18 protein-coding genes are annotated in these 18922 nt (G+C 55.8%); 1 reads left to right on the plus strand and 17 read right to left on the minus strand.

Features of this window, described 5'->3' with window-relative positions; genetic code table 11:
- Positions 1-80 precede the first annotated feature (80 nt).
- The 17 genes from RA28_RS10025 to dctP all read right to left on the minus strand — a co-directional run bounded on the left by RA28_RS10025 (position 81) and on the right by dctP (position 17483).
- Positions 81-812, minus strand: a complete 732-nt coding sequence (locus RA28_RS10025) for a nitroreductase (RefSeq protein ID WP_052261405.1) — start codon at positions 810-812, stop codon at positions 81-83.
- Positions 809-1570, minus strand: a complete 762-nt coding sequence (locus RA28_RS10030; protein ID WP_052261406.1) for a FadR/GntR family transcriptional regulator — start codon at positions 1568-1570, stop codon at positions 809-811. The genes RA28_RS10025 and RA28_RS10030 overlap by 4 nt, the downstream gene beginning before the upstream one ends.
- Positions 1567-3165: an acyl-CoA synthetase gene (locus tag RA28_RS10035; RefSeq protein WP_039527438.1), complete on the minus strand. Its 1599-nt coding sequence runs from the start codon at positions 3163-3165 to the stop codon at positions 1567-1569. Before RA28_RS10035 ends, RA28_RS10030 begins: the two co-directional genes overlap by 4 nt.
- Positions 3162-4370, minus strand: a complete 1209-nt coding sequence (locus tag RA28_RS10040; RefSeq protein ID WP_039527443.1) for a CaiB/BaiF CoA transferase family protein — start codon at positions 4368-4370, stop codon at positions 3162-3164. The genes RA28_RS10035 and RA28_RS10040 overlap by 4 nt, the downstream gene beginning before the upstream one ends.
- The gene (locus RA28_RS10045) at positions 4367-5119 is read right to left on the minus strand and encodes an SDR family NAD(P)-dependent oxidoreductase (protein ID WP_039527446.1); all 753 of its coding nucleotides are present in this window, start codon (positions 5117-5119) and stop codon (positions 4367-4369) included. The genes RA28_RS10040 and RA28_RS10045 overlap by 4 nt, the downstream gene beginning before the upstream one ends.
- Positions 5116-6294, minus strand: coding sequence for an acyl-CoA dehydrogenase family protein (locus tag RA28_RS10050; RefSeq protein WP_039527449.1), 1179 nt, complete (start codon positions 6292-6294; stop codon positions 5116-5118). Before RA28_RS10050 ends, RA28_RS10045 begins: the two co-directional genes overlap by 4 nt.
- Positions 6295-6312: 18 nt before the next feature.
- On the minus strand, positions 6313-7380 hold the full coding sequence (locus tag RA28_RS10055) for a phosphotransferase family protein (protein ID WP_052261407.1): 1068 nt from the start codon (positions 7378-7380) through the stop codon (positions 6313-6315).
- Entirely contained in the window at positions 7377-8366 is a 990-nt protein-coding gene (locus RA28_RS10060; RefSeq protein WP_039527920.1) for an NAD(P)H-quinone oxidoreductase, read from the minus strand. The genes RA28_RS10055 and RA28_RS10060 overlap by 4 nt, the downstream gene beginning before the upstream one ends.
- Before the next feature lie 29 nt (positions 8367-8395).
- Positions 8396-9109, minus strand: coding sequence for an ABC transporter ATP-binding protein (locus tag RA28_RS10065; protein ID WP_039527452.1), 714 nt, complete (start codon positions 9107-9109; stop codon positions 8396-8398).
- Positions 9106-9861 (minus strand): ABC transporter ATP-binding protein, encoded by a 756-nt coding sequence (locus RA28_RS10070; RefSeq protein ID WP_039527456.1) that lies wholly within the window; start codon positions 9859-9861, stop codon positions 9106-9108. The genes RA28_RS10065 and RA28_RS10070 overlap by 4 nt, the downstream gene beginning before the upstream one ends.
- Positions 9848-10834 (minus strand): branched-chain amino acid ABC transporter permease, encoded by a 987-nt coding sequence (locus RA28_RS10075; protein WP_039527459.1) that lies wholly within the window; start codon positions 10832-10834, stop codon positions 9848-9850. The genes RA28_RS10070 and RA28_RS10075 overlap by 14 nt, the downstream gene beginning before the upstream one ends.
- Complete coding sequence (locus RA28_RS10080) at positions 10831-11742, minus strand: branched-chain amino acid ABC transporter permease (protein WP_039527462.1); 912 nt, start codon at positions 11740-11742, stop codon at positions 10831-10833. The genes RA28_RS10075 and RA28_RS10080 overlap by 4 nt, the downstream gene beginning before the upstream one ends.
- Positions 11743-11805: 63 nt before the next feature.
- Positions 11806-13011 (minus strand): ABC transporter substrate-binding protein, encoded by a 1206-nt coding sequence (locus tag RA28_RS10085; RefSeq protein ID WP_206539625.1) that lies wholly within the window; start codon positions 13009-13011, stop codon positions 11806-11808.
- Between the two features lie 406 nt (positions 13012-13417).
- Positions 13418-14578 (minus strand): acetyl-CoA acetyltransferase, encoded by a 1161-nt coding sequence (locus RA28_RS10090; protein WP_039527471.1) that lies wholly within the window; start codon positions 14576-14578, stop codon positions 13418-13420.
- 61 nt (positions 14579-14639) lie between these two features.
- The gene (locus RA28_RS10095; protein ID WP_039527474.1) at positions 14640-15914 is read right to left on the minus strand and encodes a TRAP transporter large permease; all 1275 of its coding nucleotides are present in this window, start codon (positions 15912-15914) and stop codon (positions 14640-14642) included.
- A gap of 2 nt (positions 15915-15916) precedes the next feature.
- The gene (locus RA28_RS10100) at positions 15917-16414 is read right to left on the minus strand and encodes a TRAP transporter small permease (RefSeq protein WP_039527479.1); all 498 of its coding nucleotides are present in this window, start codon (positions 16412-16414) and stop codon (positions 15917-15919) included.
- A gap of 58 nt (positions 16415-16472) precedes the next feature.
- On the minus strand, positions 16473-17483 hold the full coding sequence (gene dctP, locus RA28_RS10105; RefSeq protein ID WP_039527922.1) for a TRAP transporter substrate-binding protein DctP: 1011 nt from the start codon (positions 17481-17483) through the stop codon (positions 16473-16475).
- A gap of 108 nt (positions 17484-17591) precedes the next feature.
- On the opposite strand from dctP, the gene RA28_RS10110 reads away from it, so the two are divergent.
- On the plus strand, positions 17592-18431 hold the full coding sequence (locus RA28_RS10110; protein WP_039527483.1) for a hypothetical protein: 840 nt from the start codon (positions 17592-17594) through the stop codon (positions 18429-18431).
- The last annotated feature ends 491 nt before the right edge of the window (positions 18432-18922 follow it).

Below are 18922 nucleotides of genomic sequence, written 5' to 3' on the forward strand. Positions count from 1 at the left end.
CGGGAGTCAGCGCTTTTGACACCAGTATGGCTATCGCCAATGCCCGATGCGTGATGGCTAAGCAGGCGCGCGGCTGTTTCTCAGCTTGCACCAATCTCGCCGGCAAGTTCCTCCACAAACGTTGCGATTTCTTCCAGAGGCTCGCGCTCCGTGCGATAGCGATTTTCCGGTGCCGTCATATCCGCATAACCGACGGCCATACCGCAGATGACCATCTCATCCCTCGGGATCGATAACCGACGATGCAGGATCTCATAATACTGGGCGAAGGCTTGCTGCGCACAGGTGTCCAGACCAAATTCGCGGGCGGCGATCATGATGCTCTGCAAGAACATCCCGTAATCGAGCCAGGATCCGATCTCGAGATCTCGGTCGATCGTAAAGATCAGGCCAACCGGAGCGTCAAAGAACCGATAGTTTCTTCCGTGCTGTTCTCGGGTGCGTTCTCTGTCGCCTTTCCTGATACCCAGCGCGCCATAGAGTCCCCATCCGTTGGCCCGCCGCCGAGACAGGTAGGGATCGCGCCACTCGGACGGGTAATAGTCATACTCGAAGTCCGGGCTTTTGCCGGCATTGTAGGCCGAGAGAATTTCGGCGCACAATTGATCGCGTTGCGCACCCCGGACCACATAAACCTTCCAGGGCTGGGTGTTTGTGCCACTCGGCGCGCGGGATGCCGCAGCAAGTATCGACCGAACAACGTCATCTGGCACGTCTTTCGGAAGATATGCGCGCATCGACTGTCGTGTGACAATTGCATCGACCGCAGTCTTTGCAGGACCACGCAGTTGATCCGCATCGGTTACCTTCATTGGATGGAGTCCCGTTTTTGCGGAAGGTTTTGGATGGGTTCGTCGATATCGAGGTTCGCAAGCTCATAGCCGCGTTTGAAATCCTCGATGTGACGACGCATCCATTCCTGAGCCGTTTCAGCGTCGCGTTCTGCAACCGCCTGCATGATTTGCCTGTGCGCTTCGACCATACGTTCCCCGGCGTTCAGACGTTTCATGACAGCGTCAAATGCAGGGTAAAACAATGCGACGATCGGTTGGCGGCAAAGCTGCATCGCCCTGTTTCCGCAGGCTTCGGTGAGGATATTGTGAAAATCGATGTCCAGTCTGGACAGGTCTACATGGTCCGGTGCCAAAGCTTCGGTGCGATCCATGTTTTCCCGAAGTAACGCAATCTGGTCTTCGGTTGCGTTTTGGGTCGCATCCGCCGCCACAACCGGTTCGATCGTATGCATCGTTCTGTAGAGCTCGTTGAACGTGATCTTTTGCAGGATCATTGCGCCGGTTATCGGCGCGGCCACCACCTGCGTTTTTGGAACCGAAACAAAAAGCTTCTTGCCCCCCGGTTTACGCGAGACAATGCCGTTTTCTTCCAGGAGACGGATTGCCTCGCGCACTGTGGATCGGTTGACACCCAACAATTCTGCCAGGGCCAATTCTGACGGAAGTGTTGCCCCAACCGCGATCTCGCCGTTCAGGATTCGATCTCGCATCATGCTTGCAGCCAATTTGTAGGCAGGCTCGCTGTGAACCGGTTGCAAAACGTTGGGGTCGATCATTGGCTCACTCTCTTCGCAAATTCCTGGTCTCTCAGCACACGCCGAAGGATCTTACCCGTTGGACCCTTGGGAAGCTGCGAGACAAATTCCACCTGTCTTGGATACTTATACGGCGAAGCAATTTGTTTCACATGCGATTGTAGGTCTTTTTTGAGCGTTTCTGTTTCCAAAACGTCCCGCTTTACGACAACAAAGGCCTTCACGACCTCCCCACGATCATCATCCGGAGACGCGACCACCGCGCATTCAAGCACATTTGCATGCTGCAACAGTGCGTTTTCTACTTCCGTGGGGCCAATCCGATATCCAGCGGAATTTATGACGTCATCCGAACGGCTTTGGTACCAAAAAAACCCATCATCGTCCTGGACGCCCAAATCGCCCGTGTCAAAGACCGGACCGTCTGGCCCGTTTAACGTCGCTTGTTCCAGTTTCTCCGGAGCTTTCCAATAGCCCAGCATCATCTGCGGATTGGGCAAGCGAAGCGCGATCCGCCCCACCTGCCCATTGGGAACCTGGGCGCCGGAGTCGTCGACAATGGCAAGTTCAGACCCCGGCGCAGACTTGCCCATCGAGCCAACACGGGGAGAAGTGTCTTTTAGCGTCAGGGCAGTCATGAGTGTTTCGGTTTGACCATAAGCTTCGTACACGTCCAAACCTGATACGGCCTTCCACTGTGCGGCAACGGCCGGGTTCATCGCCTCACCAGCGGACACCGTTCGGCGCAGGGCGGAAAGATCATAAAGGTCGACGTCTTCCTGAACCACACGATTCAGTTCCGTTGCGGGCGCACAGTAAATGGTCACGTGGTTGTCGGCCAGCAACCGCAGTCTTTCGCGCGGATCAAATGGGCCATCATAGAAAAAGGCGCACCCTCCTTCTGACCAGGGCCCAAACAGGATTGATGTTCCGGCCTTTGACCATCCCGTATCTGCCGTACACCAAATTCGGTCGCCCGGCTTCACGTCCAGCCAGTGGCGCGCTGAAAATCGCCATGTATACAAGCTTCTGGCCGAATGCAGCACCCCTTTGGGGTACCCTGTCGAACCAGAGGTATAGTACAATAAAGCAGGGTCCTCGGCCATCATCACGGCGTCTTCAACCGATTGCGCCTGCTCCAGCGCGTCGCCGATGCTGTGCCAATCTTCGCGCTGCCCGACACAGAACCGAACCGGCACATCCTCTAGTCCGTCAAGGATGTGATCTATGTGCTCTGCCCTGCAGATGACGCCTTTCACCTCAGCATCTTGTGCCCGATACCCAATTTCGCCCGCGGTCAGCATTTCAATACATGGGATCGGTATCGCTCCGATGCGCAGAGCGGCAACCATCGCGATCTGCCATTCCGGTATTCGCGGCATGACGATCAGAACGCGATCGCCTTTTCCAATGCCCGCACTTTGCATCGCTGCGCCAAGGCGTTTGGTCAGCAACGACATGTGGCGATAGCTGTATTCGCGCCTTTCACCCGCGGCGTTTTCCCAAATCAGGCACAGGTTTTCATTCTGTGCAGCCCAACGATCAACGACATCGACGGCAAAATTGAAGGTTTCAGGAATGTCCCACTGAAAGTCGTCACCAAGTGTCTGTTTCATCGCTGTGGCTCCTGCCCGTCCTTGTTGCCGATCAGTTTTTCGATTTGATCTTCGGAATAGCCAATCGCGCGAAGCTCGCTCTGCGTATGTTCCCCCAAAAGAGGTGCCGCTGAGCGGATCGTGCAGGGCGTACCGCTCATTTTGATTGGAAATCCAAGCTGAGGGATCGTGCCTTCTACGGGATGGTCCACCGAAAGCAACATTTCCCGATGTTTGATCTGCGGGTCTTCGATGGCTTCTGATACGTCATAAATCGCCGTAAACGGGATGTCGGCCGGTGTCAGCCGCGCAACCCAGTTGTCGCGCGTGTCGGTTTTGAACAGCGCGCGCAGCTCCGAAAACTGAGCCTCGGCGTCAGGTCCTTCCGGCCACTGCTGATCCACAAGTTGGTCCAGTCCAACCGCCGCACAGAACCTTTGCCAAAAATGTTCCTCGATGATGCCAAGGGCCACCCATCCGCCATCGGAACACTCATAGGTGTTGTAACAGGGTGCCTGCCCGATCAAGGGCCCGCGCCCGCCTCTTGGGTTCGTGCCCCCAAATAACCAATCCGCACCATGGTAGGCCAGCCATGCAAATGCGCCGTCCGTCATGGATATGTCGATGAACTGGCCCAGCCCGCTGGCGCTGCGCGCGATAACGGCGGCAAGAATGCCGGTCGCGGCCATTTGTGATCCACCGCCCACATCCGCGATGGAAAGCCCCGGAACGACCGGATTACCGTCACGATCTGCAAACAATCGACCTGCCCCGGCGATGGCCAGGTAATTCAGATCGTGGCCCGGCATCAGGCGATACGGACCATCCTGTCCAAATCCGGAAATCGCGCAATAGATGAGGCGGGGATTGATCTCTTTGAGTGCATCATATCCAAGGTCCAACCGGTCCATGACACCGGGGCGGAAACCTTCGACAAGTATGTCGGCGGTTTTCACCAGATCGCGAAGCGCTTCTTTACCCTCGTCCGACTTGAGGTTCAGGACGACGCTCTTTTTGTTTCGGTTCAGCAGCAGAAACGAACCGCTTTCTTTTACATTAATCGGCGGAAAGTCTCGGTTGTAATCACCGCGCCCTGGTTCTTCGATTTTCACGACATCTGCACCCATATCAGCCAATAGCTGGGTGCAGAAAGCGCCGGGTAGAAGGCGAGTCAGGTCCAGAACACGCAGGCCGCTGAGCGCTCCCGAGAGGACATCATTTGTCATGTTGCGATCCACCCCCCGTCAACAGCAATAGTGGCGCCGGTTACGTATTTCGCTGCATCAGACGCCAAATAGACGACGGCCCCCGAAATTTCATCGGAGTCCCCCAAGCGCCCCATGGGCGTTCGGGTCTCGATCTTTGTGCGCAGCGCATCGTTGGCAGAAAGCCCCGCAGTCAGGTCGGTTTTCACATAGCCTGGCGCGACGTTGTTCACGCGCACGTTTTTCGACGCCCAATCCTGCGCCAAAGACTTTGCAAGCCCTTCTACGCCAGCTTTTGCCGCACAATAAGCACCGGTGCGGGACAATCCCGTATGGGCCGCGACCGAGGTCACATTGACAATGCTGCCCTTCTGACGCTCCAGCATTTTCGAACCGAACTCGCGCGTACACAGGAAAACGCCGTTCAGGTTCACATCAATGATGTGACGCCATTCGTCCAACGTCGTATGTTCCGTGCGCTTGTAGTAGGGGTTCACCCCCGCATTGTTCACAAGGATCTCGACGGGGCCGACAGTGGCCTCGGTGTGTTCAACCAATTGGCGCACGTCCTCTTCACTTGAGACGTCGGCCGGGAAGCCAAAAACGTCGCCCTCAATATCAGCCTTTGCCGCATCCAGAGTTTTGGCCTGACGACCCGTGATCATCACGCGCGCACCAGCCGCAGCCAAAGATCGAGAGATTTCAAGGCCGATGCCACGTCCGCCCCCGGTAACGACGGAAACGCGGCCAGACAAATCGAACACCGTCATTGCGCGGCCTCCATCGCCTTGACCGCTTTTCTGGCCAGGGACCAGCGATGTACTTCGGACGGGCCGTCATAGATGCGGAACCCGCGAACTTCTTTGAAAATACGCTCGACCGGGGTTTCAGTCGAAATCCCCTGTCCGCCCAGTATCTGAACCGCTCGGTCGACAATGTTCCAGATCGCTTCCGAGCACTGGACCTTGGCCATCGAGCTTTCGGTCGTTGCACGTTCTCCTTGGTCCAGCAACCATGCCGCTTGCTGTAACGACAGCCGCGCCGCACGCATTTCGATTTCGTTGTCAGCAAGCATGAAGCCAATCCCTTCATGCCTCGCCAGGGTTTTGCCAAAGCCGGTTCGGGTTGCCGCGTATTTCGTCGCAACATGATGCGCGCGTTGGGCCGCTCCGAGCCATCGCATGCAATGTGTCAGCCGGGCCGGAGCCAATCGAACCTGCGCATAGCGAAACCCCTGCCCCGCTTCGCCGAGGATGTCTTCTTCCTGAAGCACCAGATCATCAAAGCGCACAACCGAATGGCCTCCGGCGAAACTGCTGTCCATGGTTTCCATGTCACGCTCGATCACGATACGCGCATTCGGAAGTGGGCACAGGAACATCGTTGCCCCGCCATCAGCGGGCCCACCCACGTTTCGCGCCATAATGATCACAAAGGATGCACCGCGCGCACCTGTGATCAGCCACTTGGTGCCGCGAATGACATAACCGTCATCCGTAAGCGTCGCGGTGGTCTCCATCATCATCGGGTCCGAGCCGGCGCCATTCGGCTCGGTCATGGCAAAGCAACTCCGCGAACCTTCGACCAGTGGCTTCAGATAAATTTCGCGCTGACTTTGGGTCGCAACGACATCAAGAAGATGCATGTTCCCCTCGTCAGGCGCCGCGCAATGCATGGCAACCGGCCCAAGAAGCGAATACCCCGCAGCTTCGAAAACGACGGACCGGTCAAGGTGTCCCAAGCCGCCGCCGCCGAATTCCGGTGTGGCATGTGGCGCAAATAGCCCCTCTTCCTTTGCGAGCGCGTTCAGTTCCTTTCGAAGCTCTTCGCTGGGACCGTGGTTTCCCCAACGCGCGTCTGCCTCATATGGAATAATCTTCTCCTTCACGAACGCCTTGGTTCGGTTTGCCAAAGTCTCGATTTCCGGGGCGAGTAAGAAGTCCAAAATGATTATCCTTGTGCCTTAGGCGCGTTTGCCAAGCGCAACATCACGCGCAAATTCAATGAGTTCGATGCCCAGACTCTCAAAAGAAGCATACCGTTCGTCACCAACCGAACTCTCCTTCCAACGGGCATAAAGCTGAAGAAACACGACGCCGAGCTTGAGCTGACACAAGGCGCGCGCAGCGTCCAAACCGCACAGCGACCTGCCGGTCTGGCGTTCGTAGGCGGCGACCATGTCGGATCGGCTTGGGAAACCCTGGCGGGCCGTTGGCATCTGCCGCAGTCGCAACATGGCCGCGGGGTCTCCGGGCTCGGACCAATAGCTTAGCAATGTGGCCAAGTCGAACATGGGGTCGCCTGTCGTCGCCATATCCCAATCCAGCAGGGCAACGGGTTTGATCTCGCTATCTGCCAAAATCAGATTGTCGAGTTTCAGGTCACAATGCAGAAGCGTTACATCACCATCTTGCCAGGTCTCAAAGGCAGATCGGACAAGATCTGCCGCCTCTTTGGCCAGGCTGGCATAGTTCGTGCCATCAGAAATTGTCTCGGCGGCACCTGCCCAACGACCTGCGTTTCGCTGCATGAAGCCCTGGTGTCGCCCGAGATCAGCCAACCCGCATGTCGACAGGTCAACCGCGTGCAACTCGGCCATGACACCCGCCAGAAGGCTGGTCAACGACTGGCTCAGATCTTCGCCTGAATTCAGCTGATCAAGCGCGTCGCCGCGAAAGACGCGCCCTTCACGGAACTCAATGACCTGGAATGGGGCACCAATCACCTTGGGGTCTTCACACAGGTAATAGCAGCGGGGTGCCAGCGAAAACGCGTCTGTCAGTCTGGATAAAACGCGATGTTCGCGTTTCATATCATGCGCGCCCTTTGGAAGCGGTCCGGATGGCGCACGCCGCAATATGGCTGGGCGACCTTCCACCGAAATTCGATAGTTCAGGTTTGCCAACCCACCAGAGCAACGTTCCGGTAAATGATCGGGGTCGATTTCGATCTTTGCTTGGCTCAGATGCGTGACGAGATCCCCGAAATCAAAGGGAAGATCGGAAACGGGCTCACAGACTGCAACGCTCATGAGGAATGCTCCGTTTCAAGAAGAATTTTGCCGACGTGTTGACCTGCTTCCATCAATTGATGCGCGGCGACAGCGTCGCCGAGCTTGAACCGGGAAGAGACAATGGGTTTGAGTTTGCCCTTTTCAAAAAGCGGCCAAACCTGATCTGCCAGTTCACGCCCGATCGCGGCCTTTTGTTCTATCGATCTGGCCCATAGGGTCGAGCCGGTTATCGTCAGACGCCGCGTTAGCAAAAGACCGATGTTGAGGTTCGCTTCGAGCCCCTCCATCAACCCGATCATGACCAGAGTTCCTTCGACGGACAACGCGTTCAGATTTCGCTGAAGGTAACTTCCTGCGACGATGTCGAGAACGAGGTCTACGCCTTGACCACCTGTCAGGTCCTGTATGGCCTCAACAAAATCACATTCGCGGTAATTTATTGACACTGCACCAAGCGTTTCGCACACGGCACACTTCTCGGTCGATCCGGCCGTGGCATAGACGGTGGCACCAAACGCGTTTGCAAGTTGGATCGCGGTGACCCCGATTCCGCTGCTGCCGCCATGCACCAAGATCGATTGTCCGGCCTTCAGCGTCCCGCGCTGAAACACGTTTGTCCAGACTGTGAAATAGGCCTCTGGCAGCGCGGCGGCTTCGACAACGTCAACACCACGCGGCACCGGTAGAACCAATGGTGCGTCCGCAAGCGCATATTCCGCGTAGCCGCCATCCTTCATCAGGGCGCAGACCGCGTCTCCTTCGACCCAGGTTTCTACACCCTCGCCGACAGCAGCGATGTAGCCAGACACTTCAAGCCCCAACACGTCATATTGCGTGCCATCCGGCGCCGGGTAGGTTCGGTTGCGCTGAAGAATATCACCCCGGTTCAGCCCGGCTCCTGCGACCTTGATCAGAACTTCGCCCGGTCCGGGAGCCGGAACAGGACGACGCACCATTTCCAGACTTTCTGCATCTCCGCCCTTTTGGGCGGAAACAGCGGCCATCTGGCGCGCGCCAATTGTCGAATGCCTATTCATACCGAAAGATACTTTTTGATTAAGTGTTCATCGTTTCTAAGCGCTTCGATAGAACCTTGGAAAACGGCGGTCCCGTGATCAATCACAACCGCGCTGGTCGCCAGATCGAGACAGAACCTCATGTTCTGTTCAGCCAGGATGACTGTAAGGCCGTCTTGACGGAGCTTTTTCAAAACGTCCCCGATCTGTTGTACGATCAGCGGGGCCAGCCCCTCGGAAGGTTCATCCAGCAACAGCAGTTTCGGATTTCCCATCAGCGTACGCGCAAGCGAGAGCATCTGTTGCTCGCCGCCTGAAAGCAGCCCGGCAACGCGTGTTTTCAACGGGACCAGAAGGGGAAAGGTGTCGTAGATGCGATCCAGAGTCCAGCGTTGATTGCCATCCGCGCCGCGTTTTTCACCCATCAACAGGTTTTCCTCGACCGTCAGTTCCGCAAATACCTGACGGTCTTCCGGAACATAGCCGACACCCGCCCGCGCGATGCGTTCCGGCCGCCACTTGCTGATATCGGTCCCGTTGTAAACCGTGCGCCCGCGTGTCGCCGGCAAAACGCCCATGAGCGATTTCAACGTGGTCGACTTCCCGGCACCGTTTCGACCGAGCAAGGCCAGAGTGTCACCTTCGGAAACGTCGAATGACATATCAAACAGAACCTGGCTAAGGCCGTAGCTTGTGCACATGCCATTGGTGGCTAGCAATGGGGAACTCATGCCGCGCTCTCCTGATCACTTGCGCCGAGATAGGCGTCGATGACCCTTTGATCGTTGCGAATTTCATCTGGTGTACCGCTGGCAATCACGCCTCCGCTCACAAGAACGTGGATCCTTTCTGCCGTCGCAAAGACGATATCCATGTCGTGCTCGATAAACACAATTGTCAAACCAAGCTGCTGCCAAATGGTCTTGACCTGCTCGATCATCGACCACCGTTCCTGCGGACCAAGCCCTGCGGTTGGTTCGTCCAGCAGAAGGACACGCGGTTCCATCGTCAGCGCCAATCCGATGTCCAAAAGCTTCTGATCACCATGGCTCAGCGCACTGACCACGGTGTCCGCCGCACCCTGAAGATCGAGCAACGCAAGAATTTCAAGCGCCCGCGCCTCACTCTGGCTGCCCCGGAAAGGACGCCAAAGACGGAAGCTGTTGTTTTGATGGGACTCGATTGCAGCGATCATCGTGTCCATGACCGTCAGGCTTGGAAACAGGCTTGCGACTTGAAAGGCCCGCACAATGCCGGTTCGGACGATGGCATTTCGGCTGAGCCCCACGATTGAGTCATCGTTCAGGGTAATCGCACCGGAGCTGGGCGCAATCTGAGCACTGATCAGGTTGAATATCGTGGTCTTGCCTGCTCCGTTCGGCCCAATGATGGCCGAGATACTGCCCTCGGGAAAGCTGAGCGTCACATCCTGGGTGGCTTTGATTCCGCCAAAATTCTTGTTGAGCTTCTCAAGTTTCAGCATGGCTCGCTCCTTCCGCAGAGGTCTTGGTTTTGGAGCGCTTGCGATGAGGTTGGACAAAATCCAGAACCCCTTTGCGCAAAACCAAAGCGAAAATCAGAATGATGGAACCGAGGAAGAGCCCGTAGTGATCGGTATACGTGATCACCACGTCGTTCAGACCCGTAAGGATTACGGCCCCCAGAAGCGGACCAAGGAAGTGCGTCACACCACCCAGCATGACCATAAAGATGGCCTCACCCGAGGTCGTCCAGAAAGCGAAGTCCGGGTAGGCACCTGACACAAACAACGCCATGATTATGCCACCCACCGAGGAAAAAACAGCACTCAGCACGAAGCATGTCAGCTTGATCGCGAAGACATTCACGCCCAGATAGATCGCGCGGCGTTCGTTGTCGCGGATCATACGCAGCGTGTATCCGAACGGAGAGTTCACGATGCGGTGCATGATGAGAATGGATATGAGCGTTACCGTCACGCAAAACACGTAAAGATGCGTGTGATTGCTCAGATCCACACCGAAAAAGACCGGCGTGGGAATGCCACCCAAAAGACCATTGTCCCCGCCAGTGACCTCAACCCAGCTGAGCAGGATCGAGTGGAAGAACATCTGGAACGCAAGCGTCAGGAAGGCGAAATAGATCTCTGACAGCCGAACACAGATCGCCCCGACCAGCAGCGCGATGGCAGACGTGATCCCTATGGACAATAGAAATGCAACCGGCACCGCGAACGCGCCCGACTGCATCAGAGCCCCGAAACCATAGGCACCCGACGCAAAGAACATGGCATGGCCGAATGAAATCAGACCCGTGTATCCGATCAAGAGGTTCAGACCCATCGCAAGCAACCCGTAGGCCGACGCAAAAACGATGAAATCGGTGATTTTGTCTGCATGGCCCAGAGATGGCAGGGCAATCAGCGCCACCCAAGCAGCGATTACCATCAGGACGGTTTTGGTAGATTGATTGGTCATGGACGGCTCGCTTCCTCGCGCCCCATCAGGCCCGTGGGTTTGATGACTAGAACGAGGCCCATCAGCACGTACATCATGCCATCAACGAACAGCGGAAAGCCGATCGAGCCAAAACTGCGGGTCAGACCAATCAGCAGGGCTGCGACTAGTGCGCCTGCAACTGATCCCATGCCGCCGATCACGGTGATTACAAAACTGATGATCAAAACCGAAAAACCCATGCCCGGTGTCAGGGCACGTATCGGCGCAGCCAGCCCTCCGGCCAATCCAGCCAGGAAGAGGCCAAGTGCGAAGACCGACAGGTAAACCAACGGTGTAGGAATGCCGAGCGCCGAAACCATCGTCGGATTGACTGAAGTTGCGCGGATGATACGGCCGTATTGTGTTCGTTCGATCAGCCACCAAAGCGCGGCCGCGATGAGAGCGGCAATGCCGATGATGAAGACATAGAACGGCGGGATGACGCCACCAGCCACAAAGAACGGCGGCAACCGGAACGCCGGAGGCATCCCCATCGACAGATATTCCGACCCCCAGATGATCTGAACCAGATCGTCTGCCACCAGCACAAACCCGTAACAGACCAGAAGCTGCAACAAGACGTTCTCACCGTAGACGCGACGGATTGCAAACCGCTCAAAAAGCACGCCTAAAACGGCGGCTCCCAGCCCGGCCCCAAGTACTGAGGCTGCGTAACTTCCGGTGAATTGGAAGATCGTGTACCCGAAATACGCGCCTGCCATGTAGAATGCGCCATGCGCGAAATTGACGATGCCGAGCACGCCAAAAATGAGTGTCAGACCGGCAGCAACCAGAAAGAACAGCATTCCGATGATTAGGCCGCTGGTCGTCTGTGTGATCAGGCATGACATAGACGTCAGACAGCTGAAGAGCGCATCAAGCTCCATGATCGCCTCCAAGAAAGTTGCGGATTAAGGAGCGCCCACGGCGCTCCTTTCTTGCACTTCGGATCAGGCGAAGCCCTGGCGTTTCTTCCACTCGGCCTCAAGTTCCAGGATCTGATCCCAGCTTGACGTGTGGAAATCGGTGATGAACGGCTCCTGTGGTGTCGTGACACCATAACCGACCGCATAACCAACCAAAGTGTTGTCTTCGGCGCGCATGGTCAGCGTACCGTCAACGCCGAACGGCGATTGGATCGTGCGTCCTTTGATTGCCTCAGCCAGCTGGTTTGGATCGTCGGTCCCGACTTCCTTCAGTGCTTCGACAATGAATGTCGCGCCTGTCGCATTTTCCCACGACCAGTTGGTGGGCAGGCTGCCCGAGTTGGCAACATAAGCGTCGTAGAATGCGTTGTTTTCCGGTGTGTTTGGAACAGATTTGTTGTAGCGGTTTCCGCTGCGCAAACCTTCTGGCAGCTGCTCAACCGCCTTCAGTACCGGATAGTCGCCAAGATTGACCGAGAACGTCTCCATCTGGCCGAACAGCGCATACAGGTTGGCCTGGTCGATGAACGACACCAGATCGCCCCCCCAAAGCGCAGAATAAAGCGCGTCGGGCTTCCATTGCAGAATGCGCGTAATGACTTCGGTAAAGTCGGGCTGGAACAGCTTTGGCCATGCTTCGCCGATCACTTCGATATCACCGTTGAAGTACTGGGCGTATTCCATGAACTCTGCGGTGGTGGTGCGCCCATAGGCATAATCGGGCGAACATGTGACCCAGCGCTTGAGCCCTTTCTCTTTGGCGATTTCGGCGGCATATGCGCCACCACCAATCGCGTCGTGAATACCCTGCCGCGCAGAGCGGAAGGCTGTTGGCACATGCAGTTTCGGGTCCGCCGACAGCGGCGTGGCTTCGGAAACCGTGTGCAGACACAAGGCGCCAAGGCCACGGATCACTTCCTGTACGGCAAACGATCCACTTGAGGCTTCGGCATCAATGATAATGTTGCAGCCTTCACCGTTCACAAGGTCCCGTACCGTCTTTGCGGCCTCTTCCGGCTTGGCCCGGCTGTCGCGTGTGATCAGTTCGATCTCGCGACCGTCCAATCCGCCTTGTGCGTTGAATTCGTCAAACACAAGCTTCGCACCAGCGACCGAGCTTTCGCCAAGGATTGAAACCACGCCCGACAGGATGGTGGGCATCCCAACTTTGATGGTATCGGCGGCCTGTGCTTTCAGAATACCCGGCGCAGCAAGCGGTACGCTTGCCATGGCGCTCGTCGCCAAAAAACGACGGCGGGAAATTTTGTTCCTTACACTCATTGCATTCCTCCCTTATGGTCAGATTGTCCGACCATAATTACGAAATAACGCGATGATGAGATTCTGTCAAACATAGATTTTCCCAAAAACCGGCTACATTCTCGCGGTAATATGCTGATTCCGGCCCTCGAAGAGCAATTTTCGGAACTTTGAATTTCGTATGATAGTCCGACTATAAAAGGGCGTTACAATCTCGCCCAATCACAAAAAGCGCATTCAATTCAAATTGTTTCGGCGAACACGGAACCCAAGATTGCGAAGCTTTTCGGGTTCAATTCAAAGACCCGCAAAGTTTGCAAGTTGGGAAAGCTGCGCCCCTCAGGTATGTCGAAAAGCGTTGGTGCCAGAGTAAGGTCTAGCCAGCGTTTTCGAGGATGGAACAATAGTTCGCGACACCAGAACCACCCATGTTGAAAACAAGACCCAAGCCAGGATTCTGTACCTGCATCTCTCCGGCGTTCCCCGTCAATTGCTGGGCGGCCAGGACGTGCATTGATACACCTGTTGCGCCGACTGGATGGCCCTTCGCCTTCAGTCCGCCAGACAGGTTTACCGGAAGCGCTCCATCAGAAAGCACCATGCCCTCTTCAATGGCTCGTGCGCCCTGCCCTTTTGAAACGAGACCCAGTGCCTCGTAGATCAAAAGCTCAGCGATCGTGAAACAGTCATGTACTTCCGCAAAACTCAGGTCCGACAAAGTGACGCCCGCTTGGTCCATCGCTTGCGCGATGGCCGTTGCGGGACCCTCGAAGGCCAGAATGTCCCGTTTGGACATTGGCAGGAAATCGTTGACATGAGTGGCCGCGCGAAACCCGACCTGATGCGGCTTGGTTTTGGCGACATCTTCTGACGTCAATATCAACGCCGCCGCCCCATCAGAGATCAGCGAACAATCAGTCATTCGCAATGGCGCGGCAATCATCAGGTTTTTTTCCGAAACCGTATTACAAGCCTCGAAGCCGATGTCCTTTTGAAGATGCGCCAGTGGATTCTTCAGAGCATTGGCATGGTTTTTTGCCGCAATTCGAGCCAATGCAGCGCTTTGGTCGCCATACTTCTGGAAATAGGCCTCGGCAAAACGCGCGAAAATCTGCGGAAACGAGACGCCTGCCTCTTCTGCCTGATAGGACGCGCTCGCAAGAGCCCTTGTCACGCCTTCGGTTGATTGCGAGGTCATCTTCTCCGCCCCAATCACCAGCGCACATTTTACAGTCCCGGCTGATACCGCGCTCATCGCCGAATACAAGGCAGCGCTGCCAGAGGCGCAGGCGTTTTCCACGCGCGTTGCGGGTGTGAAACGAAGATCTGGATGCGCCCCAAGCGCAAGCGAAGACGCAAACCCGTCAGGGGTCAGGCCGGCGTTGAAATTCCCCAGCCAAATCCCGTCGATGTCCCGTGCGTCAACCTCGGCGTGATCCATGGCCTCGGCAGTGACCTTCACGATCAGATCCTCAAGGCTCAGACCATCCAATCGTCCAAACTGGGTATGCGCCCATCCAACAATTCTAGGTTTCATAGGGATTCTCCTTAACCTTCGGATACGGGGGTGGAATTCGGTGAATTCAATTGATCACGGTCTACAAAAGCGAAACCGCAAACAAGACGATCGGGTCGAACAACGTGATCAGCATGACCGAGAACAGCATGATCAGAAGGAAGGGCAATACTCCTGTCGCCACATCCCGCATTGACGCCTGTCCGACCGATTGGATGACGAACAGGTTCAGACCAACAGGCGGAGTGATCAACGCGCATTCGATCATGATGACGAAGAAAATTCCGAACCAGATCACGTCGATCCCCAGTATCGCCAAAGACCCTGCCAGCACGGGAACCATGATGAGCATCATCGAGAGTGCCTCAAGAAACAGGCCCATGATCAGCAAAACCAGCGCTACGATGACGATAAAGGTCGTCGGGCTGTGCACGTTCTCTGAAATCAATTGACTGACATCTTGCGGCACGCGCCACAAAGCGATGGCTTTGCCAAAAACCTTTGCGCCCGCAACGATCAGCAATATGGAAACGGACGTGACCATTGCCCGCCACGCCGCCGCCTTCAACCCTGAAAACGTCAGGCTTCTGAGCACTACGGCAGTCACGAAGATCGCCCCTCCGAACCCGATCGCGGCCGCTTCGGTCGGGGTGAACCACCCCCGATAGATGCCCGCAAGAACAAACAACGCAAGCAATGCGGTTGGTGCCGCCCGCCACGCGGTTTTTCTTTTGGTGGTCCAGCTCGCAGGCTCTGACGCTGAATAGCCTTCTGACCGCAGCGCATAGAAAACCGAATAGGCAATGAACAAAGCCACAAGCAGAAGTCCGGGCCCGATCCCAGCTGTAAACAGCTTCAGGATCGAGGTTTCGGTGATCACCCCATAGATGATCAGAATAATGCTCGGCGGGATCAGGATACCCAACGTTCCGCCCGCTGCCAGCAATCCAAGCACAAACCGCCGGGGGTACCCGCGGCTTGTCATTTCCGGAATTGCAACGGTGCCGACTGTCGCTGCGGTTGCAACCGATGATCCCGATATTGCAGCAAAAATTGCACAGCTGATAACGGTCGCAACAGCAAGCCCACCGGGCCAGTGACCCACCCAGGCCTGAACCGCGGCAAACAGATCATTGCCGACTCGACCCTCCAGCAGAATATTGGACATCAGCAGAAACAGAGGCACTGCAAGCAATACGAAGGAATCCATTGAGGAAAATAGGCCCAGTGGCGCAAGGGCGAGCGAAAAGTCACCAAGATACAGCAGAGCAAGGCCAAGACCCATCAGGGTGAATGCCACCGGAATCCCCAGCAGCAATGGCACCAACAGCCCAAGGATGATCAGGAAAGTGGTCATGTCTAGTGATCCTTGAGTTCATTCAGGCGCGAGATGTCCTGACCGCGCAGGCAGGACACCAGTTCGTGAAGCGTGCGGATCACGATCAAGAACATCGAAACAGGAATGGCCGCGTCAAACAGCCAGGACGGCATGTTGAACATGCTGCCGGTGGTCTTTTGGCTTTCGAACGATGACAAGGCCAGCGGGGCGGATGTGTACAAAATCACTGCTGCGCAAGCCAAAGCGAACAGCAGGGATATTGCGTATAGCGCTCTCTGCACGGGGGCGCTCACGTGTTCCGTGACGATCGTTACCGAGATATGGGCACCGCCTTGAAAGAGAAACGCCGCCCCTCCGAAGACGGACCAGACAAAGAGGAGCCTTGCGATCTCCTCGACCCAAATGGTCGGTGCGTTGAAAAAGTATCTTGCGATGACTTCGAACACGATCAATACGCCAAGGACAAAAAACGCCACGGTCGCGCAAGCCGCAAAGATGCGATCCAGATAGGTCAGCATGCCAAATTCCAACTTGAGTTCAGGTTGGGCGGCCAACAGGCAGCCGCCCAGTTCCGTTTCATTTCAGGTTTTCAGCAGCGTTCAGCACTTCGGTGCCAAGCGTCCCGGAATTTGCCGCCCATTGCTCGATCACCGGCATTGATGCATCTTTCCAGGCCGCCAGTTCGTCGGCATTTGGGCGGTAGACGGTCATTCCCTGCGTTTCGGCCTCTGCAAGGATTTCCGCATGCAAGGCCGAGGCCGCCTCACGCATGTCAATCTCTGCCACCCGCGCGGCAGCTGAAATCGCCTCGCGTTGGCCATCGGTCAGGCCACGCCAGAACGCGTCGTTGATCACGACAATGAACTCGATATTCGCGTGGTTCGTTATCGTGACATGATCCATCACTTCCCAAAGGCTGCGCGACCTCAACGACCCTATGCCTGTCATGCCGACATCAACGGTCCCCCGTTGATAGGCAAGGAACTGTTCAGACCCTGAAATGACGGTTGGTACGCCTTCGACGGTCTGGATCCAATCGCCCAACGTCTTTCCGAATACGCGCACTTTCTTGTTTTTGATCGCGTCGGGATGGGCCATCGGGCCGCCATTCGACAACAGAACAACAGGACCGTTGGTTTGCCACCACAGGACCCTAGAACCTGTTTCAAGAATTGCGTTGTCGATCAACCCGCGCACATCGCTGGAAGGATCAACCGCCAGCGCTTGTTTCTCTTCCGAAGGGAACAAAAACGGCATGTAGAAGACATCTACGGCGGGAATTTCACCTGCATAGGTTGTCAGGGATGCGATGCCCATTTCAAGGACGCCGTTTCCAATGGCTTCGGGAACTTCCTTGTCGCGAAACAACTGGGCCGAGTCGTAAATCTCGACCTCGATGTCCGAGTTGGCCTCCAGCTCTTTCTGAAAGATCAACAGGTTCTGACCAAAATTGCTCTTGAGCGGTGTCTGCATTGTGACCCGCAAAACCGTCCCATCGGCTGAATAGGCAGCCGGTGCCATCAGCCCCGCCGCACAAATTGCCGACACAGCAAAAGTCGCCACTCGCCGCTTGAGTGTTGAGATCATTTTTTCCTCCCTTATTGTCGTATAGTCCGACAGTTCGACTGTATTGACAAACAGGATAGCCGATGTCAAGCATCCTCGACCTGACAATTCGAAAGGGAGAAACGCGCCGTGGATTCAACTAAAACTGATGTCAGGGTCGGGTTTGACTTTCCCATCGATCATCCGCGCGCCCAATTTCTGCAGGCCGCTGTTTCAAATCGCGACCAATCCCCGCCCGCCGTCATGAACCCGTCAGGAGTGATCTATCCGGGCGTCGAAACCATCAGTGCCGTTGAACGCGGCAAGTTGGATTTCGGATGGATAAACTTTTGCCACCTCGAACTTTTAGCCCCGGAGTTAAGGGGACTGCACGCACCCTTTGCGCTTAAAGATAAACAGATGAAAACGTCGGAGCAGCGACGAGACTACCTTAACACGGTCAATTCCGCGTTGGCCCACTCGCCGTTTCAAATTGCTGCAGTCATGCGCGGCGCGGACCAGGTTTTCTGCTTCGAAAATCCGCTGGACCTGCGCGAAAGCCGTTTCGCGGACCTCCGGATCAGGGTTGCAGGTGCAGGGATGTACGAGGAAGTGGTCAGCGCATTGGGCGCCACGCCAGCTGTCGCATCAATTGTATCAGCGGCAGATCTCTGCACCGCAAATGGCGTTGATGGTGCCTTCACCTCGCCCGGCGCCTGGAGCGTGCTTTTCAGGAAACATTTCCGACACGTCTATCTGATCGAAAACCTGATGATGATCACCTACGTCCTTCTGATGCGAAAGGAAGACTTATCGACCCCGTGGGCGCAACCCGTGATGCAAGCCAACCACGAGCTGGTAACCGAAAACTGGGAAACGATGCGCAGACAGGATTTGGAAATTATCGACACGATGTGCACCCAGACAGACGGTTCGTTTACCTGCATCGAAGCAACCGACGCGGAACTTGAGCGCCTGAACGAGATTTAGCATTTGATGTAAAGGGGCTGGGAAAGATTTTTAAGGGTTCACTTGTGAATCCGGAACATGGTCCTTTCGCTATCATTTCGGGCACCCATCTTGTTGAAGCAACTTTATTTAATGATCATTATTAGAGTTTTTTGCGCACTACCTTGGCCTACCGACTTGGACCGCCTCAACACTCATTGAAGTGATTTTTGACCAATTTCAGTTTCGTAGCTGCCCGTATCTGAGTTTGGCGTTGCAAGCTCGGCTCTAGGTCAATGCGCGTCAGCGTCCACACCGCGCGTGAACGGCGATACGCCCATCATGTATGCCGCCCCGGTAATCCACACGTGACTTCGTCGCAGCGCCCTCCCCTGCCCTAACGCGGCGGCGCATGCCGATCGTTCGACCAGGACAAACTAGATGATCAATCGGCTTGTGCGTTTAGCCGCATATGTGGTTCGCAGAGTCAGAACCGCACATATCACCAACACCGTAGCAAACTTGCTTTCTTC

It is taken from the genome of Ruegeria sp. ANG-S4, from assembly GCF_000814005.1.
Taxonomy (GTDB): domain Bacteria; phylum Pseudomonadota; class Alphaproteobacteria; order Rhodobacterales; family Rhodobacteraceae; genus Ruegeria.